Source organism: Thermogutta hypogea, from assembly GCF_055386265.1.
Genome location: NZ_AP042425.1, coordinates 4,529,786 through 4,550,421 on the forward strand (window position 1 = coordinate 4,529,786; position 20,636 = coordinate 4,550,421).

Genomic DNA, 20,636 nt, shown 5'->3' on the forward strand with positions numbered 1-20,636 from the left:
TGCCGCTGCCGAGACCCCGGGGCGCCGATTACGGTAAGCGGTCTTGCCCCGTCCTTGGGCGGAAGAAACACGAGAGTTAAAGGGCGTTTGTGCGGCCCAAGAAAAGCGGCCTAAGAAAAAAGGAACCCGGAGTCAGCAAGTCTTGGAGTAGGTAACGCCGCCGGAGGACTCTTTGAAGCGGTGGAAGCGACAGGCCTCGACCAAAGCCGGTTCGTCATCGCCGACTTGAGCTTCGACCAGACGGCAGCCGCGAAAATCGGCAGTCTGGTTGGTACGGAGCCACTCTAGCGCCTGTAACAGCACAAAGGACTCCAGCCCTTGGTCCCGCCAGTCTTCCGTGACCCTAAAGCATACCACCCCGGCGGTGGGGATGGAATGTGGATTGGGGAAAACCGTACGGAGCTTGAGCCTCGCCACGGCCCTGGAACTCGAGACCTCCCGCGCCACGAAGTCCACGTACTCGTGATGAGCCAGGCACGCCGCCGCCCACCAGTTAGGCAATACCCCAACCTCGGGGGAGACTTGGACCCGGGCATGAAGTCGGGCCATGGCGGCGCTGTGCGGAACGAGGTACTCGTTCAGGTCCAAACGAAACAGCGAGTGTTGGCAGGCGGGGTGATACCCGTTTCGGCTAAGAACTTCGGCGATGCCGGGATCCATCACGCCGGGGACGTGAAAACCGCCGAACAGTCCGAAATAGAAGGGCGGCCACGGGCACGGCGTGCCCACGAACAGTTGCGTCGCGCCTCGGCTTTGCAAATAGTCTTCGCAGGTGTGCAGCAGCGACTGGACGACATCCAACCGATTACTTTGCTGAGGCACGGCAATCAGGCAAGTCACGCCTTGAGCCGGATTAAGCTCAGCATCCTCGCCGAGGGTCGGGCGCGGCGATGCGTGGGCGAAGGCGACCGGCACTCCGCCTTCACAAGCGACGAAAAACGACCGTGGGTCGAAGTAAGGCTTGCCGAAGACGAATTGTTCGAGTTGTTGATGAGTGACGGGGCCGAAGAACCCGGGCAACCCCTGACATCGATTCCAGATACCGGCCAGAGCAGGGGGATCGGAATTCTTAAACGAACGAACCGACATGGCTCCGGGGTCGGAACCGACGGAGGTCTTGATCGCATAACTCCCGCAGGGATTCTGAGGCACAATTAGCCTCCGATCTTAAAAACTGTGGCGAATTACAGCTCGTATGCGCCACCTTCTCAGCACGCTGCCCTGCTTTAGCTCAGCGAACGAAATTCTCTCCTCCTGCGGCATGGATTGTACCGCGCAAGCCCCGATTTTCTTCGCACGATTGTCCTCGCGGCTCCCACACGTAACAAGGATCGGCCGCATGATGCAATCCGTTTCACGGAAATGCCATCTACCTTATTCTACGGCGCACGAGGGAGATTTACCAGCGTTTTTCGAACTGTGGCGCAGAACGCAGGGGCGATCAGGAGACCTAAGCACCCTCGTCGCGACGATCTCCGAAGTTCACGACGAGCGGGGCAGTCCTCGATTGTTTGATGTCAAAATTCGAGGGAAAGGCCGTCATAGGCGATTGTTGTGGGGACCGCGCCGTCCGCCGAATCCGAAGTCTCGAGGCTGAATTCCCCTGCCGGGTTATGATGCAGCAGCACGAGCCGCTTTGCCTCTGCCTGAGAGGCGATCTGTTCGGCTTGGGCGCGGCTTACATGCCCGGTTTGGGCCGCCAATTCTTCCCAGCCGGTCGGAAGATAACATTCATGCAGCAACAAATCGACGCCGCGGATATGCGGAAGGTAGCTCTCCGCGGCGCGGACCGTGGTGTCCGTCACATAGGCAAGCGAGCGGTCGGCCCAATTGAAGCGATAGCCGATCGACCCGCCCGGATGATCGAGCGGGAAATACCGCACCTCTACCGCGGGCCAACCCGCTCTCTCTAACAGCAAGCAAGGATTACCGTCCAGCGGGGCAAACCGATACGGCGGCATCTTGGGAAAAAGCGGTTCGGCGAACAGATGCGTGCGTACCGCCTCCAACTTCTCGTCCAGCGCATGGACGACGATTTCTCCCAGCGTCGTCTGCCGCTCAAGACTCCAGTAATAGGTCAAACCGATAATGTGGTCGAGGTGGGCGTGCGTGAGAAAGATATCCCAACGCCGTCGGTCCAAGTAATCGGCTAAACGGAAAAAGGCGGTGCCGGCATCCAGAATCAAGCCCGCCTCCGGAAGGACGAGGCACAAAGTGTGGCGTTCGTTTTGCGGGTGGTAGCCGCCGCTCCCCAAAATGGTGAGCCTCATGCATCGGCCTCCTCGGAACGGGTTTCCGTCGGGGTTGAACGGGCGTAGCAAGATCGCAGGAACAGACTCGCCCCAAAACCGATTACGAGGACCGCGATGGCCCAGACCGCCTCGTAGGTGCGGTGTTCGACGGCGTACGAAACGCTGGAATAGATCATGAAGGCGCACGAAGCGCAGAAGATCAACGGGACCAGCGGATACAAATGGACCCGATACGGACGCTCACGATCGGGCTCGCGAGCGCGCAACACGAACAAGGAGAGACCCACCAGGCCGAAGAACGTCCAAAAGATGGGAGTCGTGAAGTTCAGTAAATTGATAAAGCCGCTTTCGTACCAGCCCAAAGCTGCGATCAGCCCCAGCGAGATAACGGCCTGGATCAGGAGAGAGCGAATCGGGGTGTTGCGATTGGGGTGCCACTCGGCGAGCGTGCTCAGGATTGGGTGGTCGCGGCCCATGGCGTAATACACCCGGGCCCCGGTGAGGATTTGCCCGTTCATGGACCCTAGCACGGAAACGCAGATGATGAGGGCGATTGCCCTGCCGCCCCAGTCGCCGAAGGGTATTCGCAGCAGGTCGCTGGCCACCGCCTTCGACGCTCGAACACCATCGAAGCCCAACCCACGGGTGAAAGCCAGCGTCACGAGGACGTAGATGGCGGTGACGGCGAGCGTGCCCAGGATCAACGCGCGGAGGATGTTGCGATGGGGATTCTTCACTTCCGCCGCCACGTATGCCATCTCATTCCAACCACCGTAGGTGAACAACACGAGGATCATGGCCAAACGAAAATTGGACTCGAGGGGAGCCGCGGTCGCTTGCACCGCCTCTCCGGCACTTGCGCTTGTTCCGGGCACCAACACCATGCCGACGAAGAATATCAACGCCAGGCTGAGCACCTTCAGCGTCGTCAATAGATTCTGGGTCCACTTCCCTTCGCGTATCCCCAGGACGTTGATGAACGTGAGCACGGTCACGGCGGCTCCGGCCAGGAGCATCTCCGCGATGCGCGAGTGCCGCGATAACCCCGGCAAGAGTTCGCAGGCGTACTGAGCGAAGATAAAGGCCATCATGCCGATGGAGCCGGGTCGAACGATCCAAAGCTCCGACCAGGCGAATAGGAAGCCCATGCGGCGACCGTAGGCCCGGGTCAAGAAGACGTAGTCCCCGCCCGCGTGCGGGTAGGTTGTTGCCAGTTCGGCGTAACAGAGTCCCCCAAGCAACGACAAAAGCCCTCCCAGCAACCATACCGTGACTAGGGCGGAGGTGGAAGGCACGCAGGAGGCGATGTCGGGAGTGGTGCGGTAAATACCCGCCCCGATAATGATTCCCACGATGATGCAGACCGAGTCGAAGAGCGTCAATTGGCGAGTCGGGCGCCCTGGGATGGGATCGCCCCCGACGTGCGATGGGGCGCTCGCTGGCGCTGCCGTCCTGCGGCCGTTTGATGCCGGCTTGTCGGAATCCCGGGCCATGCTGTAATCCCTGCCATTAGGTCTCGTCACCGCTCTCCTCGTGTGCGTGCCGTGTTCGCCCCCGCTCTCTTAGCGGGCGGAATACGGCGGCGCCTTGCCCTCCCCGCGGGTCGCCCGATCCGAACGACGCCTCTGTGCAAAACCTTATCGTCCCAGAATACTCGATGGGTATCCGGCTTTCCACGTAACAGTGCGCATCGGGTTCCACAAACCGTATGTCCGCCCGCTCGGGATCTCAGGCGATTTCCGCCTTGTGAAGCCGACCTGCCGGGACTGTTCGTGGAACACTTTGTATCGCCTCCACTTTGGGCTGAAGCCCGAGGCTCTCGTCGTCGCGACGGAGGCGCGCGGTCGCGCGACCGCATGCGCCGGGCTCCCACTGATTGCGCAGTTTCCGCGCCGCGGCCGACCCGGTATGATGGGGAGCTTAGCGAGCGGTTCCGCGTCATTAGAACTTCCCGCACCGCCGGCGAGTTCCGACCATGCAACGTTGCCATGAGTAACGGGAGCCATCCAAAGCGACTACTTGCCGGGGCGACACTCTTGCTCGCCTTGTCGGGCGTGGTCGTCGCGTTTTCCCTCGTTCGGCCCGACCGAGCCGACTTCACGTTCTGCAACGGTACGGAAATCAAGACGGTCGATCCCGCCTTGGTCACCGGTCAGCCGGAGGGCCGCGTGGTGTGGGCGATTTTCGAGGGGCTCACGTCATACCATCCCGAAAATCTCGAACCCCTGCCCGGAGTGGCCAAGAGCTGGGACATATCCCCTGACGGGAAGACCTATACCTTTCACCTCCGCGAGGAGGCTCGCTGGTCCGACGGCCGCCCCATTACCGCCGAGGATTTCCACTGGTCGTTCCAAAGGCTTTTGCACCCGGAGACGGCGGCCGAGTATGCCTACGAGATGTGGTACGTCGTCCATGCCAAGCAATATACGTCGGGTCGGGTGACGGTGGGCGACCCCGTGGAAATCGAGTTGCGCGATCGCCCGCCGGGCGCGCCCCCCTTTGCACGTGGCATCGTGCTTTACGGGCGACTGCTGGCCGTGGAACCCGCCGGTTCGTCGGTCGCCGCCGAAGACGGCACGGCGGGTGCCGATGCGGCCTCCTCCGGGGAGCCGGTCTACGTGGTGGAAGTCGATGGAAAGACGCGGCGGTTCCAGCGGGCCTCCGCCGTGCCCCGCGATTCCACGGCCGAAGATTACGCGTGGTTGCTGTACGATTTCCGGCATGTGGGCATTCGCGTGGTCGATTCCCACACACTGCAAATCACGCTCAATCACCCGGTTCCCTACTTCCTCGAAATCGTAGGCTTCTATCCCACGTGTCCGGTACCTCGGCATTGCGTGGAACAATACGGCTATCCGGCCTGGACCAAGCCCGAGAACATCGTCTGCAACGGCCCCTTTGTGTTGAAATCGCGGCGCATTCGGGATCGCATCCGGCTGGAGAAGAATCCGTGCTATTGGGACCGCGATCAGGTCCGCCTGAACACGGTGGACGTGTTGGCGGTGGAATCGGCCGTGACGGGTTTGAATCTTTATCTCACCGGGTCATCGGACTGGATTCCCTCCGTACCGAACGAGATCGTTCCCGACCTGTTGCGATCGGGGAGATCGGATTTTCGGCCCGCGCCTTATCTGGCTACGGAGTATTACATCTTTAACACGCAGCGGAAGCCGCTGGATGACGCCCGGGTCCGCCGCGCGATCGCTATGGCTGTGAACAAGCAGGAAATCGTCGCGCGGGTCCTGCGTTCCGGTCAGATTCCCGCCGAGAGCCTGGTGCCGGCGGATATCGCCAAGTACGTGGAATATCAACCGCCGCAATGCGAGGCCTACGCTCCCCAGCGTGCGGCGGCATTGCTGGCCGAGGCCGGCTATCCCGGCGGTCGCGGCATGCCGCGGCTGACGCTGCTTTATAACACCCACGAATCTCACCAGGCCATCGCCGAGTTGTTGCAATCGCAGTGGAAAAGGAGTCTGGGATTGGACGTGCGGCTGACGAATCAGGACTGGGCTCGCTACCTGGCGTCGCGGCGTCAAGGAGAGTTTTGGATTTCTCGGGCGGGCTGGATCGCGGATTACATCGACCCCAATACGTTCCTGGAAATGTTTACCACCGGCAACCCGAACAATCACGGCGGTTGGAGCCATCCCGAATACGATGCCTTGGTGGCGGCGGCCCAGGTGGAGGCACGTCCCGATGTCCGGATGCGGCTCTTTCGCCGCGCGGAAGAGATCCTGCTGCAAGAGATGCCGCTCATTCCGCTATATTGGCCGGTCACGCGCAATATGGTACATCCGCGCGTCCGCGGTTTTTACCCCAACATCTTGGATATTCACCCGTTGAAAAATATTGCGATCGGCGGCGACGCCCCAATCGCACGCGAGACCTTGATGGGAAATTGACGCGGCGCCGACTCGTTCTGGAAACTTGAGTCCGGCTGCGCGTCCGGACCGCCACGAAATCGGGAGATTCCGGCGAAACATGATTCGATTCATCGTCTCGCGGAGCATCTGGCTGGTGATCACGCTCTGGGCGGTGTTCACCGTCAGCTTTTGCCTGATGCGCGCCGTGCCGGGCGGGCCCCTGGATCGCGAGCGGCGGCTCGACCCCCAGATCGAGCGGAATCTTGCCGCCCGCTACCATCTCGACGATCCCTTTTGGAAGCAGTACGTTCGCGAGCTGGGCAACGTCGTTCGCTGCGACCTCGGTTACAGCTACCGCATGGCGGATTTCACGGTCAACGAGATCATCGCGCAGGGACTTCCCATCTCGGCCGCCTTGGGCGGGGCGGCTATGCTCTTCGCCCTGCTCCTGGGCATCCCCGCCGGCATCGTTTCCGCCGTCCGCCGCAACGGACCGGCCGATCGCATTCTCATGACCGCGGCAACGCTCGGCATCGCCTTGCCGAACTTTGTGATCGCGGGCTTTGCGATCATCTTGTTTGTGTTTTTGGTCCCGGTTTTCCCCGCGGCGGGATGGGGCACGCCGGCCCACATCGTCTTGCCCGCCTTATGCCTGGGCGCACCGTATGCCGCATACATCGCAAGGTTGACGCGGACCGGCATGTTGGATGTTTTGCGGGCGGACTACATTCGCACGGCTAGGGCCAAGGGACTCTCCCCCTCCGTCGTCATTTTTCGCCACGCCCTGCGCACCGCATTGACCCCGGTCGTATCTTTTTTGGGGCCGGCCGTGGCGGGAATCGTCACCGGATCGCCGGTGGTCGAGAAGATTTTCGCGATTCCCGGCTTGGGAGTTCACTTCGTCGAAGCCGCCGTCCAGCGCGACTACACGTTGGCGATGGGGCTTGTCCTGCTATTCACCCTGCTGCTCTACGGCGCCAACGTCCTGGTGGACGCCGCCTACGTGCTGCTGGATCCCCGAGTCAAGCTCCGGTGAATCCGGCTGCTTGCGGCGCGAATCGGGTGTTCGAGTCGAGAACGCGGCCAGGCTCCGTCACCGGGAGAACCCGCAGGAGAGCAGGGCCATCCCACGGCTCCGCTCTGCGCGGTCCGTGCGACGGAGGCTTCAGGAGGGCTTTCGAAGGGCAATCGCCGGGAACGAAGGATTGTTGATTTCGTCCGACTCCGTGATTTGCACGATGTCGTCCTTGGCGTGGAAAAAGGCGTCCACGACGGCGGGGTCCCATTGTTTACCGGCGCCGTGGCGGAGGATTTCCTCGATTTTTTCCAACGGCATGCGATTGCGGTAGGGCCGCGTACTGGCCATGGCATCGTATGCATCGGCGACGGCGACGATTCGGGCCACGGGCGGAATCCGCTCTCCCGTGAGGCCGTCCGGGTAACCGCGACCGTCCCACGACTCGTGGTGGTGCCGAACCACCAGCTTCACGTCGTCGAGATTCCGCAACTCGGAGAGAATCCGGAAACCGGTCGTGGGATGCATCTTGATCTGGTCGAATTCCTGTTCCGTCAGCTTTCCCGGTTTTTGCAGGATTGCGTCGTTCACGCCGATCTTGCCGATATCATGCAGCAATCCGCCCAGGTACACGCGCGTGAGGGCTTCGGCGGAATAGCCGAGGTCTTGTGCAAGCCGCACGGCAATCCGGGCGACGCGGTCGCTGTGACCGCACGTGTACGGATCCTTGGCGTCGATGGCCGAGGTGAGCGCCCGAATCACTCCCGCCAACAATTCGGCCTGTTGCCGGTATAGCTCGATATTGCCGCTGTGGACGCCGAGAATCGAAGCCACCGAGTGCAGCATGTTGGCCTGCACGGTGCCGAATTGTCCGCCCCGCGCGTGATTGACGGCCAGGAAGTAACCGAACAAGTTCTCGCCCTCCGTTACCGCCACACCCATCCAATTGCGGATGTGCGGATAATCGGAGGCTTGCGCTTCGTTGGGAGAGAGATTGCGGACGATCGGGCCGCCCAATTCCGCCAATCGCATCTTCTCTCCCCAGCGAAGCACTTCTTCGGCGGAAAAGGGGAAGCGGCCGACGGAAAGCAATTCCGGCTTGGTTCGAGTGACGGTCCCGTGTTCCTCGGTTGTTTCCGCCACGGGCAGAAAGAGCAGTCCCAGACCCTCCGCTTGGATGACCTCGGCCAGCCAGTCCAAGGCGGATCGAGCCAATTCCATATCGCTTTTAGACAGCCGCAGGTTTTGGGTCAGACGGTGCAGCAGGCTGATCTCTTCGTAGACGGAAGAGAGGTGGAACGAGAGTTCATCGGTTTCTCGTTCCACGTCGGCCAAGCGCCGCACTTGGAAATCGTGCTCCAACGCCAATTGCGCGACGCGGAGGGCCGCTTCCGGGTCCCAAATCCGTTGTCGCGCGGCCCATTCCGCAAGCGTTGCGGCGGAGCATCCCGTCACCCTGGCCGCCGCGTGCCAATCCGCCTGCGACTCGGGACGCCGCGTCACCAGCGGGGCCGCCGCCACGCACGAGCGGGACCGACCATGCAAGGGTACGGCCAAGACGCAGACGGGGTCTTCCTCCACGATCAAGAGCGGAGTCCGGCTGCCGGTCAGGGGGCGTGCCATCGCGGCGAATAAATCCCAGTCCATGTCGGGCAAGTCCGCCGGCCGTCGCAGGCATGCGCCGGCCTCGGCATCCAACAGCGAGAACGACACATCGAAGACCCGCTCGAACAGGGCAACCGCCGATGCGACGTCCCCGAGGCGAACGGAATCCGTTTCCGTCTCGCAGCCGGCTCCTTGTCCTGCCTCCGACTCGGCCGTCAGGTCCGGCGTTTGGGGCACGTACTCGCAGAGGTTTGTCACCGGCTCAAAGGTGGGATTCATGCCCGGACACTCCAGAGAATCGAAACAGCACTCGTTACCGCACGACGTTCCCATCGACGGCGAGCCCGGCCCGGGCGTCGCATCGAGGAAAACCGTGATCGTCGGCCGCTCGTGTCTTGCAGAATCGGTTCATCCTTGCTCTGCGGGTGCACGATATCGCGGCTAGGCCGGATCGGTATCCCTCTTGTCGGTATCCCTCTTGAAACTCTAGGTCACCCTTCGGGAATGGGCAAATCGTGCCGGATGCTGCGAGGTGACCTGTGGAGGTCGCGTTGCCGTCCAAAACGTGAGAATTACAGCGGCTTCGCTCCTCTCGCCCATCCATAACCCCAATACCATTCGATGCGGTCTGCGAGTAATCTGGTGTGATTCCGAACCGGTATTGCCGGTGGCGGTCAGCTCGCGATCCAGTCCACGCCGGTCGGCGGGGTAACACCGGGGCGATTCCACCGGAATTCGCGAGGAATTTCCCCGAATCTCAGCCGGTCTTATTGAGGCGGCTTGTATGTCCCGACCTTTTCACGAAGAATCCTTGCTCCGCACGACCAAGTTCGAAGTCCTCCGCAAGACGTACCCGGATGAGCCTCAAGGCCTCTCCCGTTACGTGATTCGGCACCACGGCGCGGTGGGGATTCTGCCGATTTTGCCGGATGGCCGGATTGTGATGATTCGCAATTACCGCGTCACCGTGGACGAGTGGCTGCTGGAAATCCCGGCCGGCACGATGGTCCCCGGCGAATCTCCCGACCGGACCGCGCACCGGGAGCTGGAGGAAGAGACCGGCTACACGGCCGGTCGTATGGTAATGCTGACGGAGTTCCTTCCGTCGCCGGGTATCAGCGACGAGCGGATGACGCTCTATCTGGCCGGCGATCTGGTTCCCGGCCCGGCCCGCCCCGAGGCCGATGAGAAGCTGGAGGTCGCCATCCTCGCACAAGACGAGGCCTTGGCCGCATTGGCATCGGGGGCCGTTCGGGACGCGAAGACCATGATTGCCTTGCTCTGGCTCGAAACCGGTCGAGCGTCTTGGTAGCGACCGCATACAGGGTGCCTCGGCGTTTCCTTCCTTCGGCAAAAATGCGGGGACGGGTTGAAAAACGGTTCAACCCAAGCGACGCGGCGGACTTGCCCGGCATTCACCGTGCTTGGACAATGGTGTTTCGTCCCCGATCAAATGTCGGGCGGTGGGAAAAACGGTACGCATTCTGAAGACGAAATCCTGTTCCTGAGGCGGCCCACGATGAAGCGAAAGAAAACGGTGCGATGCGGTTTGATCGGTTGCGGCTTTTCGGCTTCATTCCATTTCCACTCGCTTAGCAAAGTCTCGGGCGTGGATGTGGAGGTCGTGGGCGTCTATTCTCGGAATACGCAGGCGGCCGAAAAGTTCGCGCGCGATCGCGACATCCGTGCGTTTGCCCGCATGGAAGACTTGATCGACGCGGTGGAAGTCGTCCACGTTTGCACGCCGCCCGTCACTCATGCGCCCTTTTCCATCGAGGCCCTGCGCCGGGACAAGTTCGTGATTTGCGAGAAGCCTTTGACGGGCTACTTCGGCGACGATCGCCCCGATTTCCACGGCGATCGGTTTCCCAAGCAGGCGGCCCTGGACGCGGCGCTGGCTCAGGTGGAGCGCATTCTCGAGGCGGAGTCCGCCAGTCGCGGCCGCCTGTTGTACGCTGAGAATTGGGTTTACGCGCCGTCCATCCAAAAGGAGCGCGAGATTCTGGAAAAGACCCACGGCCAGATCCTGTGGATTCACGGCGAGGAGGCCCACAGCGGCTCGCACTCCGAGGAATACGCCTTTTGGAAGTTCTGCGGGGGAGGCGTTCTGATCGGCAAAGGCTGCCATCCCTTGACGGCGGCATTGTACCTGAAACGGGTCGAAGGGAGGTCGCGTCTCGGCAGGCCGATCCGGCCCGTCGCCGTCTCGGCCCGCACCCATGCCATTACACGGTTGCCCGGCTTTCAAGACTTGGGGCACATCCGCTGCGATTACCACGATATCGACGACTTTTCCATGATTCACGTCGAGTTCGACGACGGCATGATCGCCACGGTGTTCGCCTCGGACATCGTCCTGGGCGGCGTTCATAACTGGTTGGAGGTGTGCGCCAATAATCACCGCTCGATTTGCAACATCAATCCCAACACGGCCATGATGACGTACAACGCCAAGGAGGAATACTTCCGCGACATTTACACCGTGGAGAAGATCGGCACCAAGCAGGGCTGGACCTGCACCTCGCCGGACGAAGACTGGATGACCGGCTATCCCCAGGAGATGGAGGCCTTTTACCGTACCATTGCCTACGGAGAGCCCTTGGAGAGCGACAGCCGACTGGCGGCCGAGGCCGTTTCGACGATCTACAGCGCTTATGTCTCGGCGGAAAAAGGCGGCCAAGCGGTCCCCGTACGGACCTTCGATTGAAGGGCTGAACGAAAAAGCGGCGTCGGACGCACGGCCCGAACGCCGCCTTGGTTCCGTGAGATACGCTCGAAACATCCGCCGCGCGGGTCACGGCCGATGATTCAGCCGCGCCGGCAGGATGCTGCGGCGATCATTCGGCCGGCAACTCTTTGATGCGGATATTCCGCCAGCGAATCTGACCTTGCTTGCCTTGGTGTACTTGTAGGGCGATGAAGCCTTCCAAGTCGGCTTCTTCGCCTTCATCCACGAAGTGCGCGCAGGGAACACCGTTGACCCAGGTTCGCAGGTGTTTGCCTTTAGCCTCGATCGTGAACTCGTTCCAATCATCCACCTTGAAGGCCTTTCGGGCCTCTTCCATGCCTTCCAACTTGAAGAGCCAGCCGCGTCGGGCCTCATCATAGATACCGCCGGACCAGCTCCGCTCCGACGGATCGATTTCACACTGGTAGCCGTAGACGCGGCCGTTTTCCCGCTGATGACTGCGGAACTGGAGGCCCGAGTTGCCCGGCACGTCGAACTTGGCCTCGACCTTGAAGACGAAATCGCGGTAAGTCTTTTCGGTGCAGAGGAAGGTGTTGGGGCCTTTGCCGACCTTCCCCACGATGCAGCCGTCCTCCACCCAGTAGCACGATTCACCGCCGGCTTTGCGCCACCCGGTCAGCGTCTTGCCGTCGAAAAGCGGTACGAAACCATCCGCATCCGGTTCCGCGACCGGGCTGGGGAGCGGGCCCATGACGGCTGCGATGGAAGGCTCCAGGGCCGCCGCCCAGATCGCGTAGCCGCGCGGGTTGGGATGCAGCAGATCCGGCATGATGTCCTTGGGCAGAGTGCCGTCGGGCATCAGGAAGGCTTCGTTGATGTCCACGTATCGCACCATGTCGCCGTCGTCCAGGCCCTTGATGATTTCGTTGACGGCGGCATTCTTTTGACGCAAGGCATCCTCGGGGTTCTCTCCCCGCGGAAAGATCGCCAAAAGCAATATCTTGGTTTGCGGCAATCGCGAACGGAGTCGTTCGACGACGGCCTTGACGCCCTCGGCCGTCTGCTCGGGTGCATAACCCCCGGCGTTGTTCGTGCCGATCATGATGATCGCCAATTTGGGAGAGATGCCGTCGATGTTGCCGTTGTCCAGCCGCCATAAGACGTGTTCGGTGCGATCGCCGCCGATACCGAGGTTGACGGCATTGCGGGAGCCGTAATAGGTGTCCCAAACGTCTTTGCCGGCCCCTTCCCAGCCGTGGGTGATGGAATCCCCGATCCAGATCATATCGACGTTGCCCTGCTTGACCCGCTCATTCATCGACTGATGGCGTTTCATCCACCAATCGTCGTTTCGCGGGACGGGAACCACGGCCCGGTTCTCTGCCAACGCCCAGGAGGCGGTCAACCCGACCACCAATTGGGCGGCGCATGCCGCAAACAAGCCGATTCTGCGTTTCATCATTTGTTACCTCCCATCCAAAAGGCCACGGATGCGACTCCTCGAAAACGACCCCTCATCCACCGAGGCATTGACCGCAGCCGCCGCTGCCGCGGAAACCGCGAGGTGTGCCTTGGCCGAGGACGACCGAGCTTGCCTCGTGGCTTCTTCCGAAGCGGGGGAGCAGTCAATTCCGTCAGCATATCCCCGCCGCCGCCGTCAAGCAATCAGCCGAGGTCCGCCTGGAAATTCGAACGGCTCGTTCCGCCCGAAGCAGTTCCGTTGTGCCAATAGGCGGATCCGTGGTGGGATGCCCGGAAGGGACACACCGCGTCCTTCCTGGGGACGCAATGCGACGGCCTGCGTCTTGGGCGGATGGTGCGCCGGAGGAACCCGTAGAGATGCGCGGAGAGCGTGGACGGTCGCGATGCGTTGCGGTTCAGAGGGACATCGCGGGCCAGGGTTGTCGGCCCCACGACACCCAAATCCGTCTTCCTAAATTGCAAAGTGCGAATAAGGGATGTGTGCGCAGTGTGGGTTATGTGGTGCGTTTTGGTTGACTTTTACGGATTTTTGTTTTGGTCGCGAAGGTTTGTGAAAGTTTAACGATTCCGAAGACGATAGCTATTCCGCGGACTTTTCCGCTTTGTCGCGGGAAATCCGACTATCCGCTGCACGGCAGACGGGGAATCCCCTCGAAAGGGGATACCAATTTCCTCAAGGATGGCCGACATGAAACGATGGACCTGCTTACCGTTGATCGGTCTGATCTCCGCGGCTCTGCTGTCCGGGTGTCAGCCTCAACAGCCGTTCTACCTACATGAGGACGGGGATCTTTCGCATTATGTGGAAAAGGCCACCCAGATTGAGTACCCCGACGTCGAGGCGGATACCCTTGATGAAGTTCGCGGCGCCGCTCCGCCCTTGACGCTTTCCAACAGCCAGGTGCGCGAATACTGGGACTTGAAATTGGAAGAAGCGGTCAGCATCGCCCTGCAAAACAGCAAGATCATCCGCAGCCTCAATCAACCGGACGTCGGGGCGGCTCGCATGCCGGAAACCAGTTTGACGCTGGCTCCAGACGCCGTGGCCTCCGTCTACGATCCGGCTCGGCAAGAGTCCAACCCGCGGAGCGGTGTTGAGGCGGCGCTCTCGGCTTTCGACGCCCAATTGAGCACCCGGGTATTTTGGGAGAAGCGCGACACGCCGCAAAACGTGGCGGGCTTCGTGACGGCCTTCCGCCCCAACGCCTTCCAGCAAGATTTGGGATCGTTCCAGGCACAACTCTCGAAGACCTATGCCACCGGCGGCACGTGGTCCTTGACGCACAACGTGAATTACGAGTGGAACAACGCCACGGCCAGCCGGGCGTGGCCGAGCGATTGGTCCGCCAATCTGGAAGCCGGGTTCCGCCAACCGTTGCTGCAAGGGGCGGGCGTCACCTTCAACCGAATTGCCGGGCCGGGCGGCATCCCGGGGTTCAATAACGGCGTGCTGATCGCCCGGCTGGAAAACGACCAGCGCTTGGCCGAGTTCGAGCAATCCGTCTCCGAACTGATGCTGGAGGTCGAGAAATCGTATTGGACCCTGTACCTCAGCTATCGCCAACTGGATACCGTCATCGCGGGGCGGGACGCCGCCTTGCAGACCTGGCGCCAAGTCCGTGCCAAGTACGAAGTCGGCGGGCGCGGCGGCAGCGCTCAGGAAGAGGCCCAAGCCCGGCAGCAATACCTGGCCTTTCGTGCCTCCGTGGAGCAGGCCCTCAGCGCTCTTTACAAGGCCGAGAACAACTTGCGCTATTTGATGGGCTTGACCGCCAGCGATGGCCGATTGATTCGTCCCGCCGATGAACCGACGCAGGCCAAGGTGCAATTCGACTTCTACGATGTCCACGCCGAAGCCTTGGTCCGCAATCCGCTGCTTCGCCGCGAAAAGTGGCGGGTCAAAAGGGCCGAACTGGAATTGATCGCCGCCAAGAACTACCTGTTGCCGCGGCTCGATGCCTTCGGTTTCTATCGCTGGAACGGCCTCGGCGACGACTTGATCGATCCGGACGACAGCAAGTCCAACGCCTACGGCTCGCTGACCTCCGGCGACTTCCAAGATTGGCAGATCGGATTGGACTTGCGCATTCCCATCGGTTTCCGCAAGGAGATGGCGGGAGTTCGGAACGCGCAGCTCAACCTCGCCCGAGAACGCGCCATTCTCCAGGAACAGGAACTCGAGATTTCCCACCAAATCGCCTGGGTCTTGCGCGAGCTGGACGAATACTACACCTTGGCCGAAACGAACTACAACCGTACCGTCGCGGCGGAAAACGAGGTTCGGGCGGTGACGGCCATGTACGACGCAGGCTCGGCCACCTTGGACCTGCTTCTCAACGCGCAGCAGCGCCGTGCGGAAGCACAGATCCAGTACTACCAGGCCATCACCAAGTACATGTTTGCCATTAGTCACCTGCACTTCCGCAAGGGCTCGCTGCCGGAATACAACGGCGTCTATTTGACGGAAGGCCCCTGGCCGCACAAGGCCTACTTCGATGCTTTGCGGCGTGCCCGAGCCAGGGATGCCGGCATCTACCTCGATTACGGCCGGACCAACCCGCCGGTCTTCAGCCGGGGAGAGTACGACCTCCACGCGGGCAAGGCGGACTTGAAGGAAGGGCTGGAAGGACTGCCCGATTACTCGGTCTCGCCCGACGAATCGCCGACGGATTCGACGCCGTCTCGCATCGAGGTCATCCCGGCCCCGGATCCGATCTTGCTGCCGAACGAATCCTCCGGCGGCCGGCCGGAGCGTGCCGATCCGTCGGCGCGGGTCTTGCCGCCGAAACCGCGAACCACGGTGGCGGAAGGAACGGCCGGAACGGAAACCTCCCAACCCGGAGCGACGGCGCCGGAGGCAGTGGTCGGACCGCAATTCCCCGACTTGGCCCCGCTCGGCAAAATGGTCGGCAAAGCCGACATGTCCAAGACGCCGGAGCCGGTCGGCGATCGCCCGGTCGTTGCCGTCGCCGCGGATGAAGCCCCACGTCAACCGGTCACGCCCGCCTCGTTGCAGACGCCGGACGACGGAAGCGACGGCTGGCGGCCCCGCTGGTCTTCCGGTGCGACGCAGCGGCGCTAGAATCGTGCGGGCGCCGGCCCTCAGGGACTCCATTTCTTCCACGGCACTCGCCCGGCGCGAGGCGTTCCCCTCTCGTCGGGCTTGCGTTTTCCACCCCTGCTACGATCAGCCTGCACCTCGGACTCTACGGCGTTGCCCCTGGGTCCGGAAAAGCCCGGTCGCGGCTACAATTGGGGGTCTCCGGGAGAAGCCGTCGACGCTCCGGCACGGCACCTCCCCGGCGATCGTACCGCGGTTGGTATCGACGTTTTGACCGCCCATCCGCATCGGCGCAGACGTATTCACCACGATGGCGACCCAACACCGGCCAGGCATATTCATCTGTTTGGAAGGCGGAGACGGCACGGGAAAGACGACGCAGGCGGAACGGCTGGCGAGCCGCCTCCGCGAGGAGGGCCGCGAGGTCGTCCTCTGTCGGGATCCCGGGGGCACGGCCCTCGGCGAGGAAATCCGCAATATCCTGTTGCACCGCCGTGAAATACCCCTCTGCGCGGCGGCGGAGATGCTGCTGTACATGGCGTCTCGGGCGGAGCTGACGGAGGAGGTCATTCGGCCGGCCCTGGCCCGAGGGAGCGTCGTCGTCAGCGATCGATTTCTGACATCCAACCTCGTCTACCAAGGTTATGCGGGCGGATTGGACGTCGAAAAGCTCCGCCAGGTGGGGCTGTTGGCCGTGGGCGGGCTGCTGCCCGACATCTCCATCGTCCTCGACATGCCGGCCGCCGAAGCCGTTCGCCGCATCGAGCGCGGCTTCGACCGTCTGGAGAGCCGCGGAATCCCGTTCCTGGAAAAGGTCCGCGACGGCTTCTTGCAGGAAGCCGCCCGCTTCGCCGACCGCATGACCGTGGTGCGAGCGGATCGCACGCCGGACGCAGTCCATGAGTCGATCATGCGGATCGTGCGGCCGCTCTTGGCATCACCGCGAACGCCTTGACGGAGGGCCTGACTCGATGGCCTGGCAGGGAATCGAAGGACACGATGCGATCGTCGAGTTCTTCCGTCGCGCGGCGGTGAAAGGTCGCGTATCCGGCAGCTATCTCTTTGTAGGTCCCGCCGGCATCGGAAAGCGCACGTTCGCTCTGAAATTGGCTCAGGCTTTGCTGTGCCAAACGAGGGACGAAAGCCTGATGGATCCTTGCGGTACGTGCTCGGCCTGCGTTCAGGTCGCGGCGGGTACGCACCCCGACGTGATGCTGGTTTCGCGGCCCGACGACCGAGCATTCATCCCGGTCGAGTTGTTGATCGGAGAACGGGAGAATCGATTGGGCAGCGGTTTTTGCCGCCATGTCAGCCTCAAGCCGTACTCCAATCGGCGGCGCGTCGGCATCATCGACGACGCCGATTATCTGAACGCCGAGGGCGCCAACGCCCTCTTGAAGACCCTGGAAGAGCCGCCTGCCGATGCCGTGCTGATTTTGATCGGGACTTCGCCCGCCAAGCAACTTCCGACCATCCGCTCGCGGTGTCGCCAAGTTCGCTTCTCCCCCCTATCGATTGAGACGGCGGCGAAATTGCTTTCGGCTCTGGGCTGGGCTTCGGACGCCGAGGAAGCGGAACGCCTGGCGCGCTGGAGCGGAGGCAGCTTGACCCAAGCCCGGGAACTGGCGGATCCGCTACTTTGGGAGTTCATGAAGCGGTGGCAAGCGGCCTTGGCGCGGCGGAGCTTGGATCTGTTTTTTTGGAGCAAGGAACTCCGCCAATTTGTGGATGCCGCGGGAAAGGAGGCTTTCCCGCGCCGCCGGCGTTTGCAGCAACTGGCTTCGCTTTCCGCGGAGTTCTTTGCGAGTATGGCCCGGGCGGAAATCCAGGGTCGGCTCGATGCGGCGCGTGATGTCCCGCGGCTTGGCGGCCCCGCGGCGAGCGAGCAATCGATGCAGGCACTCTCAGCGGCCTGGCAAGGCGGCGCGGAGGTTGCCGTCGCTTGCGCCGAGCTATGCCTGGCCGTCCATGCGGCCGTGGATCGAAACGCGAATCTGGCCACGCTGATCGACGCTTGGGCGCACAAGCTCCGCCAGGCCATGCGCAACGAGCCGGTCGTCCCAATCCTGCCGTTTTGAGCCGTTTCAAGGCGCGGTGAGCCGGGAGGGGCGGGCGTCTCCCCAGTCCTTCTGCGATGTCACAAGCCGAAACCGACGTAGCCTCCCTTGGCGTGCGTTTCGGCTTCCAGCTTCTGAAGCCGCTCGATCGTGCGTTGCAAATCGCCGGCCTCGATGTAACGGTCGAATTCCACCATTACCGATCGGCGTACCGTCTCGGTGAACCAGCGGACGATCGGTTCCGTGGCCCAATCGCAAGTATCGCCCGAAAGACGCACCTCCAGGTCACAGGCCGCCGTCTTGCGATCCTCGGGATCGGTCATCACACATCCTTCGAAGGCGAAGGCGAGCATTCCGACCTCGGGCCGGTTTGTCAGGTAGTAGATGCATTGCCCGTTGAAGAGGTAATACGTGTTGTGCCGTCCGTGCTTTGCGATGGCCGCTTGGACTCGGTTCCACAACGCCAAGAAACCGGGGGACGCGTCGAGCGGGGGATCGTTCCGCGTAACCGTGCGGAGAGGGACGCAATCGAACGTTACCTGAACTCCCGGCTTGGCCGAAGACTCGTCTTGCGCATTCATGTTCCGTATCTCCCGCTCCGTTGCACCCTCGGCATCCACAGGATTACGGTCGGAGTGCGGATGTCGTATCGCCCATTACTCATTAGGCACCAACGCCACGGAGCGCAGATTGATGAAGTCCTGAGGCGTGGTAGCCATAACGTACAACACGATTCTCATGTGCTCATTCTCTGGTACGCGAATTCGTCCGACGCGCATGGTGCGATATTCACGCCAGGCACCGGATGATTCCACGCGAAACACATGCTTGACGGTACTCTTCGGCGCGGAATTGCGAAAAAGATCAAGGGCATAGGAGACTGTAACGCTTGGGCCGAGCCCCGAGTACGTCACATCGATATAGTATTCTCCGGCATCGATATGTGCCTTCCATTCCATATATTCGCGATGATCCCTCCAAAAGCAAATGGAATCAAATTCCGAGGCATACGTCGCGCGGACTGCATGCAGTATCGCATCCCTAGCCTTTAAGATGACGGCGCCTCCGATTCGGATTTGTTCCATGCGCGCGTTCCATTTCGAGGCCATCAATGGGGACTGAGTGCCTGATCGCAGCCACAATTCCGCCGCTTCCAGGCGTTGCGCGAGCCGCTGTTCGCCCCGCTTGCGCTCCGCATCACCCCATAGCGTTTCAGCCCGCGCCAGCAAGCCATCGGGATCGCCGTCGGATTCAGACGCGAAGGATTCCACTTGCGCGGCGACCACATCGAGGGCCGCCGTCCCATCCTTGGCCTCAATTGCCAATCGTCGCGCCGTTTCCAGAGCGACGAATTTATTGGCTGGGTCCGGCTCCTTCCGCGCCACGGCTAGGATTTCGCGGGCCAAGGCGGCCTTCTGTTTCGGATCCCGAGCGGCCTCGAGCTCCTTGCCATACACATCCTGGATGAGCGACTGGGCTTTGACTTGGCTCGCCCAATCAGGAATGGGCATCTTGCCCTCGGCCACGAGAACGCCGAACAGGAGCGAGGCGATAAATGCGAGCATGATCGATCCTCCGCACACCTAGCCACGATTGAGCCGCCGTCATTGTAGTGCGGTGACGATGGCCGATGCAACTTAGAGAGGGTACAGCAATAGAGATTCCAGTACGATCGTCGGTACGCCTGGATCGGGAACGCCTTTATTCAAAAGAATGAGTCGCACACGATAAGTACCCTCCGCGCGGATGGAGAAGGTACCGATTGCGAACTCATTGCGAGTCTCCCATGTGCCCGTGGTATCCGGTCGAAAGGCCGTCTGAATGACCGGCTTGGAGGCTCCATCGCGCACTACTACGAGTGCAAATAAGGAGCGTCCGGCATAATCTTTAATGCTATATTTGATCGCCGCGGCATATTGACCAGCCGTTAATCGGGCATCCCATTCGGGGTAGTCTGTGGGCAGAAACCAGCCCGCAATTCCGCCGAGATGTGCATCATAATGAATCCGTGCTCCCACGAGCCGGACATCTTTCGCGGCAAGCACAATCGCCCCGCCGCTCTTGATCGTCGCGATCCGGTCGTTCCACTTGGCGGCCAGCAGCGGCGATTCTTTCCCGGCTCTCATCCAGATTTCCACCGCCTCGATGCGCTGCGCAAGCCGCTCTGACCCTCGCTTGCGTTCCGCCTCGGCCCAGAGCTGGTCGGCCTTCGCGAGCATAGCATCCGGAGCGGATTCGCGCCCGGACGCGAATGAGGCCACTTGCGCCGTGAGCACCTCGAGGGCCAGGGCGCCATCATTGGCTTCAACGGCCAGCCTTCGCGCCATGGCCAGCCCGACGAACTTGTTGGCCGGGTCCGGCTCCTTCCGCGCCACGGCTAGGATTTCGCGGGCCAAGGCGGCCTTCTGTTTCGGATCCCGAGCGGCCTCGAGCTCCTTGCCATACACATCCTGGATGAGCGACTGGGCTTTGACTTGGCTCGCCCAATCAGGAATGGGCATCTTGCCCTCGGCCACGAGAACGCCGAACAGGAGCGAGGCGATAAATGCGAGCATGATCGATCCTCCGCACACGTAGCCACGATTGAGCCGCCGTCATTGTAGTGCGGCGGC

The 20,636-nt window shown here is 61.7% G+C and carries 15 protein-coding genes; 7 read left to right on the plus strand and 8 right to left on the minus strand.

Annotated features, from left to right (window positions below):
• Positions 1-132 precede the first annotated feature (132 nt).
• The 3 genes from ACZ5B4_RS16270 to ACZ5B4_RS16280 all read right to left on the minus strand — a co-directional run bounded on the left by ACZ5B4_RS16270 (position 133) and on the right by ACZ5B4_RS16280 (position 3,775).
• Positions 133-1,152: an N-acetyltransferase family protein gene (locus ACZ5B4_RS16270; RefSeq protein WP_464912283.1), complete on the minus strand. Its 1,020-nt coding sequence runs from the start codon at positions 1,150-1,152 to the stop codon at positions 133-135.
• A 365-nt stretch (positions 1,153-1,517) separates the two neighbouring features.
• Positions 1,518-2,270, minus strand: coding sequence for an MBL fold metallo-hydrolase (locus ACZ5B4_RS16275; protein WP_464912284.1), 753 nt, complete (start codon positions 2,268-2,270; stop codon positions 1,518-1,520).
• Complete coding sequence (locus ACZ5B4_RS16280; protein ID WP_464912285.1) at positions 2,267-3,775, minus strand: APC family permease; 1,509 nt, start codon at positions 3,773-3,775, stop codon at positions 2,267-2,269. Before ACZ5B4_RS16280 ends, ACZ5B4_RS16275 begins: the two co-directional genes overlap by 4 nt.
• Before the next feature lie 465 nt (positions 3,776-4,240).
• Here ACZ5B4_RS16280 and ACZ5B4_RS16285 point away from each other — a divergent pair, with 465 nt between their 5' ends.
• Positions 4,241-6,154 carry a peptide ABC transporter substrate-binding protein gene (locus tag ACZ5B4_RS16285; protein WP_464912286.1) on the plus strand — a complete coding sequence of 638 codons (1,914 nt, stop codon included), beginning with the start codon at positions 4,241-4,243 and terminating at the stop codon, positions 6,152-6,154.
• 79 nt (positions 6,155-6,233) lie between these two features.
• Positions 6,234-7,151 (plus strand): ABC transporter permease, encoded by a 918-nt coding sequence (locus tag ACZ5B4_RS16290; RefSeq protein ID WP_464912287.1) that lies wholly within the window; start codon positions 6,234-6,236, stop codon positions 7,149-7,151.
• Between the two features lie 129 nt (positions 7,152-7,280).
• On the opposite strand, the gene ACZ5B4_RS16295 is transcribed toward ACZ5B4_RS16290, so the two are convergent.
• Positions 7,281-9,014 carry an HD domain-containing phosphohydrolase gene (locus tag ACZ5B4_RS16295; protein ID WP_464912288.1) on the minus strand — a complete coding sequence of 578 codons (1,734 nt, stop codon included), beginning with the start codon at positions 9,012-9,014 and terminating at the stop codon, positions 7,281-7,283.
• A gap of 505 nt (positions 9,015-9,519) precedes the next feature.
• Here ACZ5B4_RS16295 and ACZ5B4_RS16300 point away from each other — a divergent pair.
• A complete protein-coding gene (locus ACZ5B4_RS16300; RefSeq protein WP_464912289.1) occupies positions 9,520-10,047 on the plus strand; it encodes an NUDIX hydrolase in 528 nt (175 codons plus the stop codon).
• Between the two features lie 207 nt (positions 10,048-10,254).
• Positions 10,255-11,442: a Gfo/Idh/MocA family protein gene (locus tag ACZ5B4_RS16305; protein WP_464912290.1), complete on the plus strand. Its 1,188-nt coding sequence runs from the start codon at positions 10,255-10,257 to the stop codon at positions 11,440-11,442.
• Between the two features lie 130 nt (positions 11,443-11,572).
• Here ACZ5B4_RS16305 and ACZ5B4_RS16310 read toward each other — a convergent pair whose 3' ends face one another.
• Positions 11,573-12,886, minus strand: a complete 1,314-nt coding sequence (locus ACZ5B4_RS16310; protein ID WP_464912291.1) for a 3-keto-alpha-glucoside-1,2-lyase-like domain-containing protein — start codon at positions 12,884-12,886, stop codon at positions 11,573-11,575.
• A 708-nt stretch (positions 12,887-13,594) separates the two neighbouring features.
• Here ACZ5B4_RS16310 and ACZ5B4_RS16315 point away from each other — a divergent pair.
• From ACZ5B4_RS16315 to ACZ5B4_RS16325, 3 genes are all read left to right on the plus strand, one after another.
• A complete protein-coding gene (locus ACZ5B4_RS16315) occupies positions 13,595-15,988 on the plus strand; it encodes a TolC family protein (RefSeq protein WP_464912292.1) in 2,394 nt (797 codons plus the stop codon).
• 289 nt (positions 15,989-16,277) lie between these two features.
• Positions 16,278-16,922 (plus strand): dTMP kinase, encoded by a 645-nt coding sequence (tmk, locus tag ACZ5B4_RS16320; protein ID WP_464912293.1) that lies wholly within the window; start codon positions 16,278-16,280, stop codon positions 16,920-16,922.
• Between the two features lie 16 nt (positions 16,923-16,938).
• Positions 16,939-18,045, plus strand: a complete 1,107-nt coding sequence (locus tag ACZ5B4_RS16325; RefSeq protein WP_464912294.1) for a DNA polymerase III subunit — start codon at positions 16,939-16,941, stop codon at positions 18,043-18,045.
• Positions 18,046-18,104: 59 nt separating this feature from the next.
• On the opposite strand, the gene ACZ5B4_RS16330 is transcribed toward ACZ5B4_RS16325, so the two are convergent.
• The 3 genes from ACZ5B4_RS16330 to ACZ5B4_RS16340 form a co-directional block, all read right to left on the minus strand.
• Entirely contained in the window at positions 18,105-18,605 is a 501-nt protein-coding gene (locus tag ACZ5B4_RS16330) for a hypothetical protein (RefSeq protein WP_464912295.1), read from the minus strand.
• Positions 18,606-18,680: 75 nt separating this feature from the next.
• On the minus strand, positions 18,681-19,550 hold the full coding sequence (locus ACZ5B4_RS16335; protein ID WP_464912296.1) for a hypothetical protein: 870 nt from the start codon (positions 19,548-19,550) through the stop codon (positions 18,681-18,683).
• A gap of 111 nt (positions 19,551-19,661) precedes the next feature.
• Positions 19,662-20,540 carry a hypothetical protein gene (locus ACZ5B4_RS16340; protein WP_464912297.1) on the minus strand — a complete coding sequence of 293 codons (879 nt, stop codon included), beginning with the start codon at positions 20,538-20,540 and terminating at the stop codon, positions 19,662-19,664.
• Between the last annotated feature and the right edge of the window lie 96 nt (positions 20,541-20,636).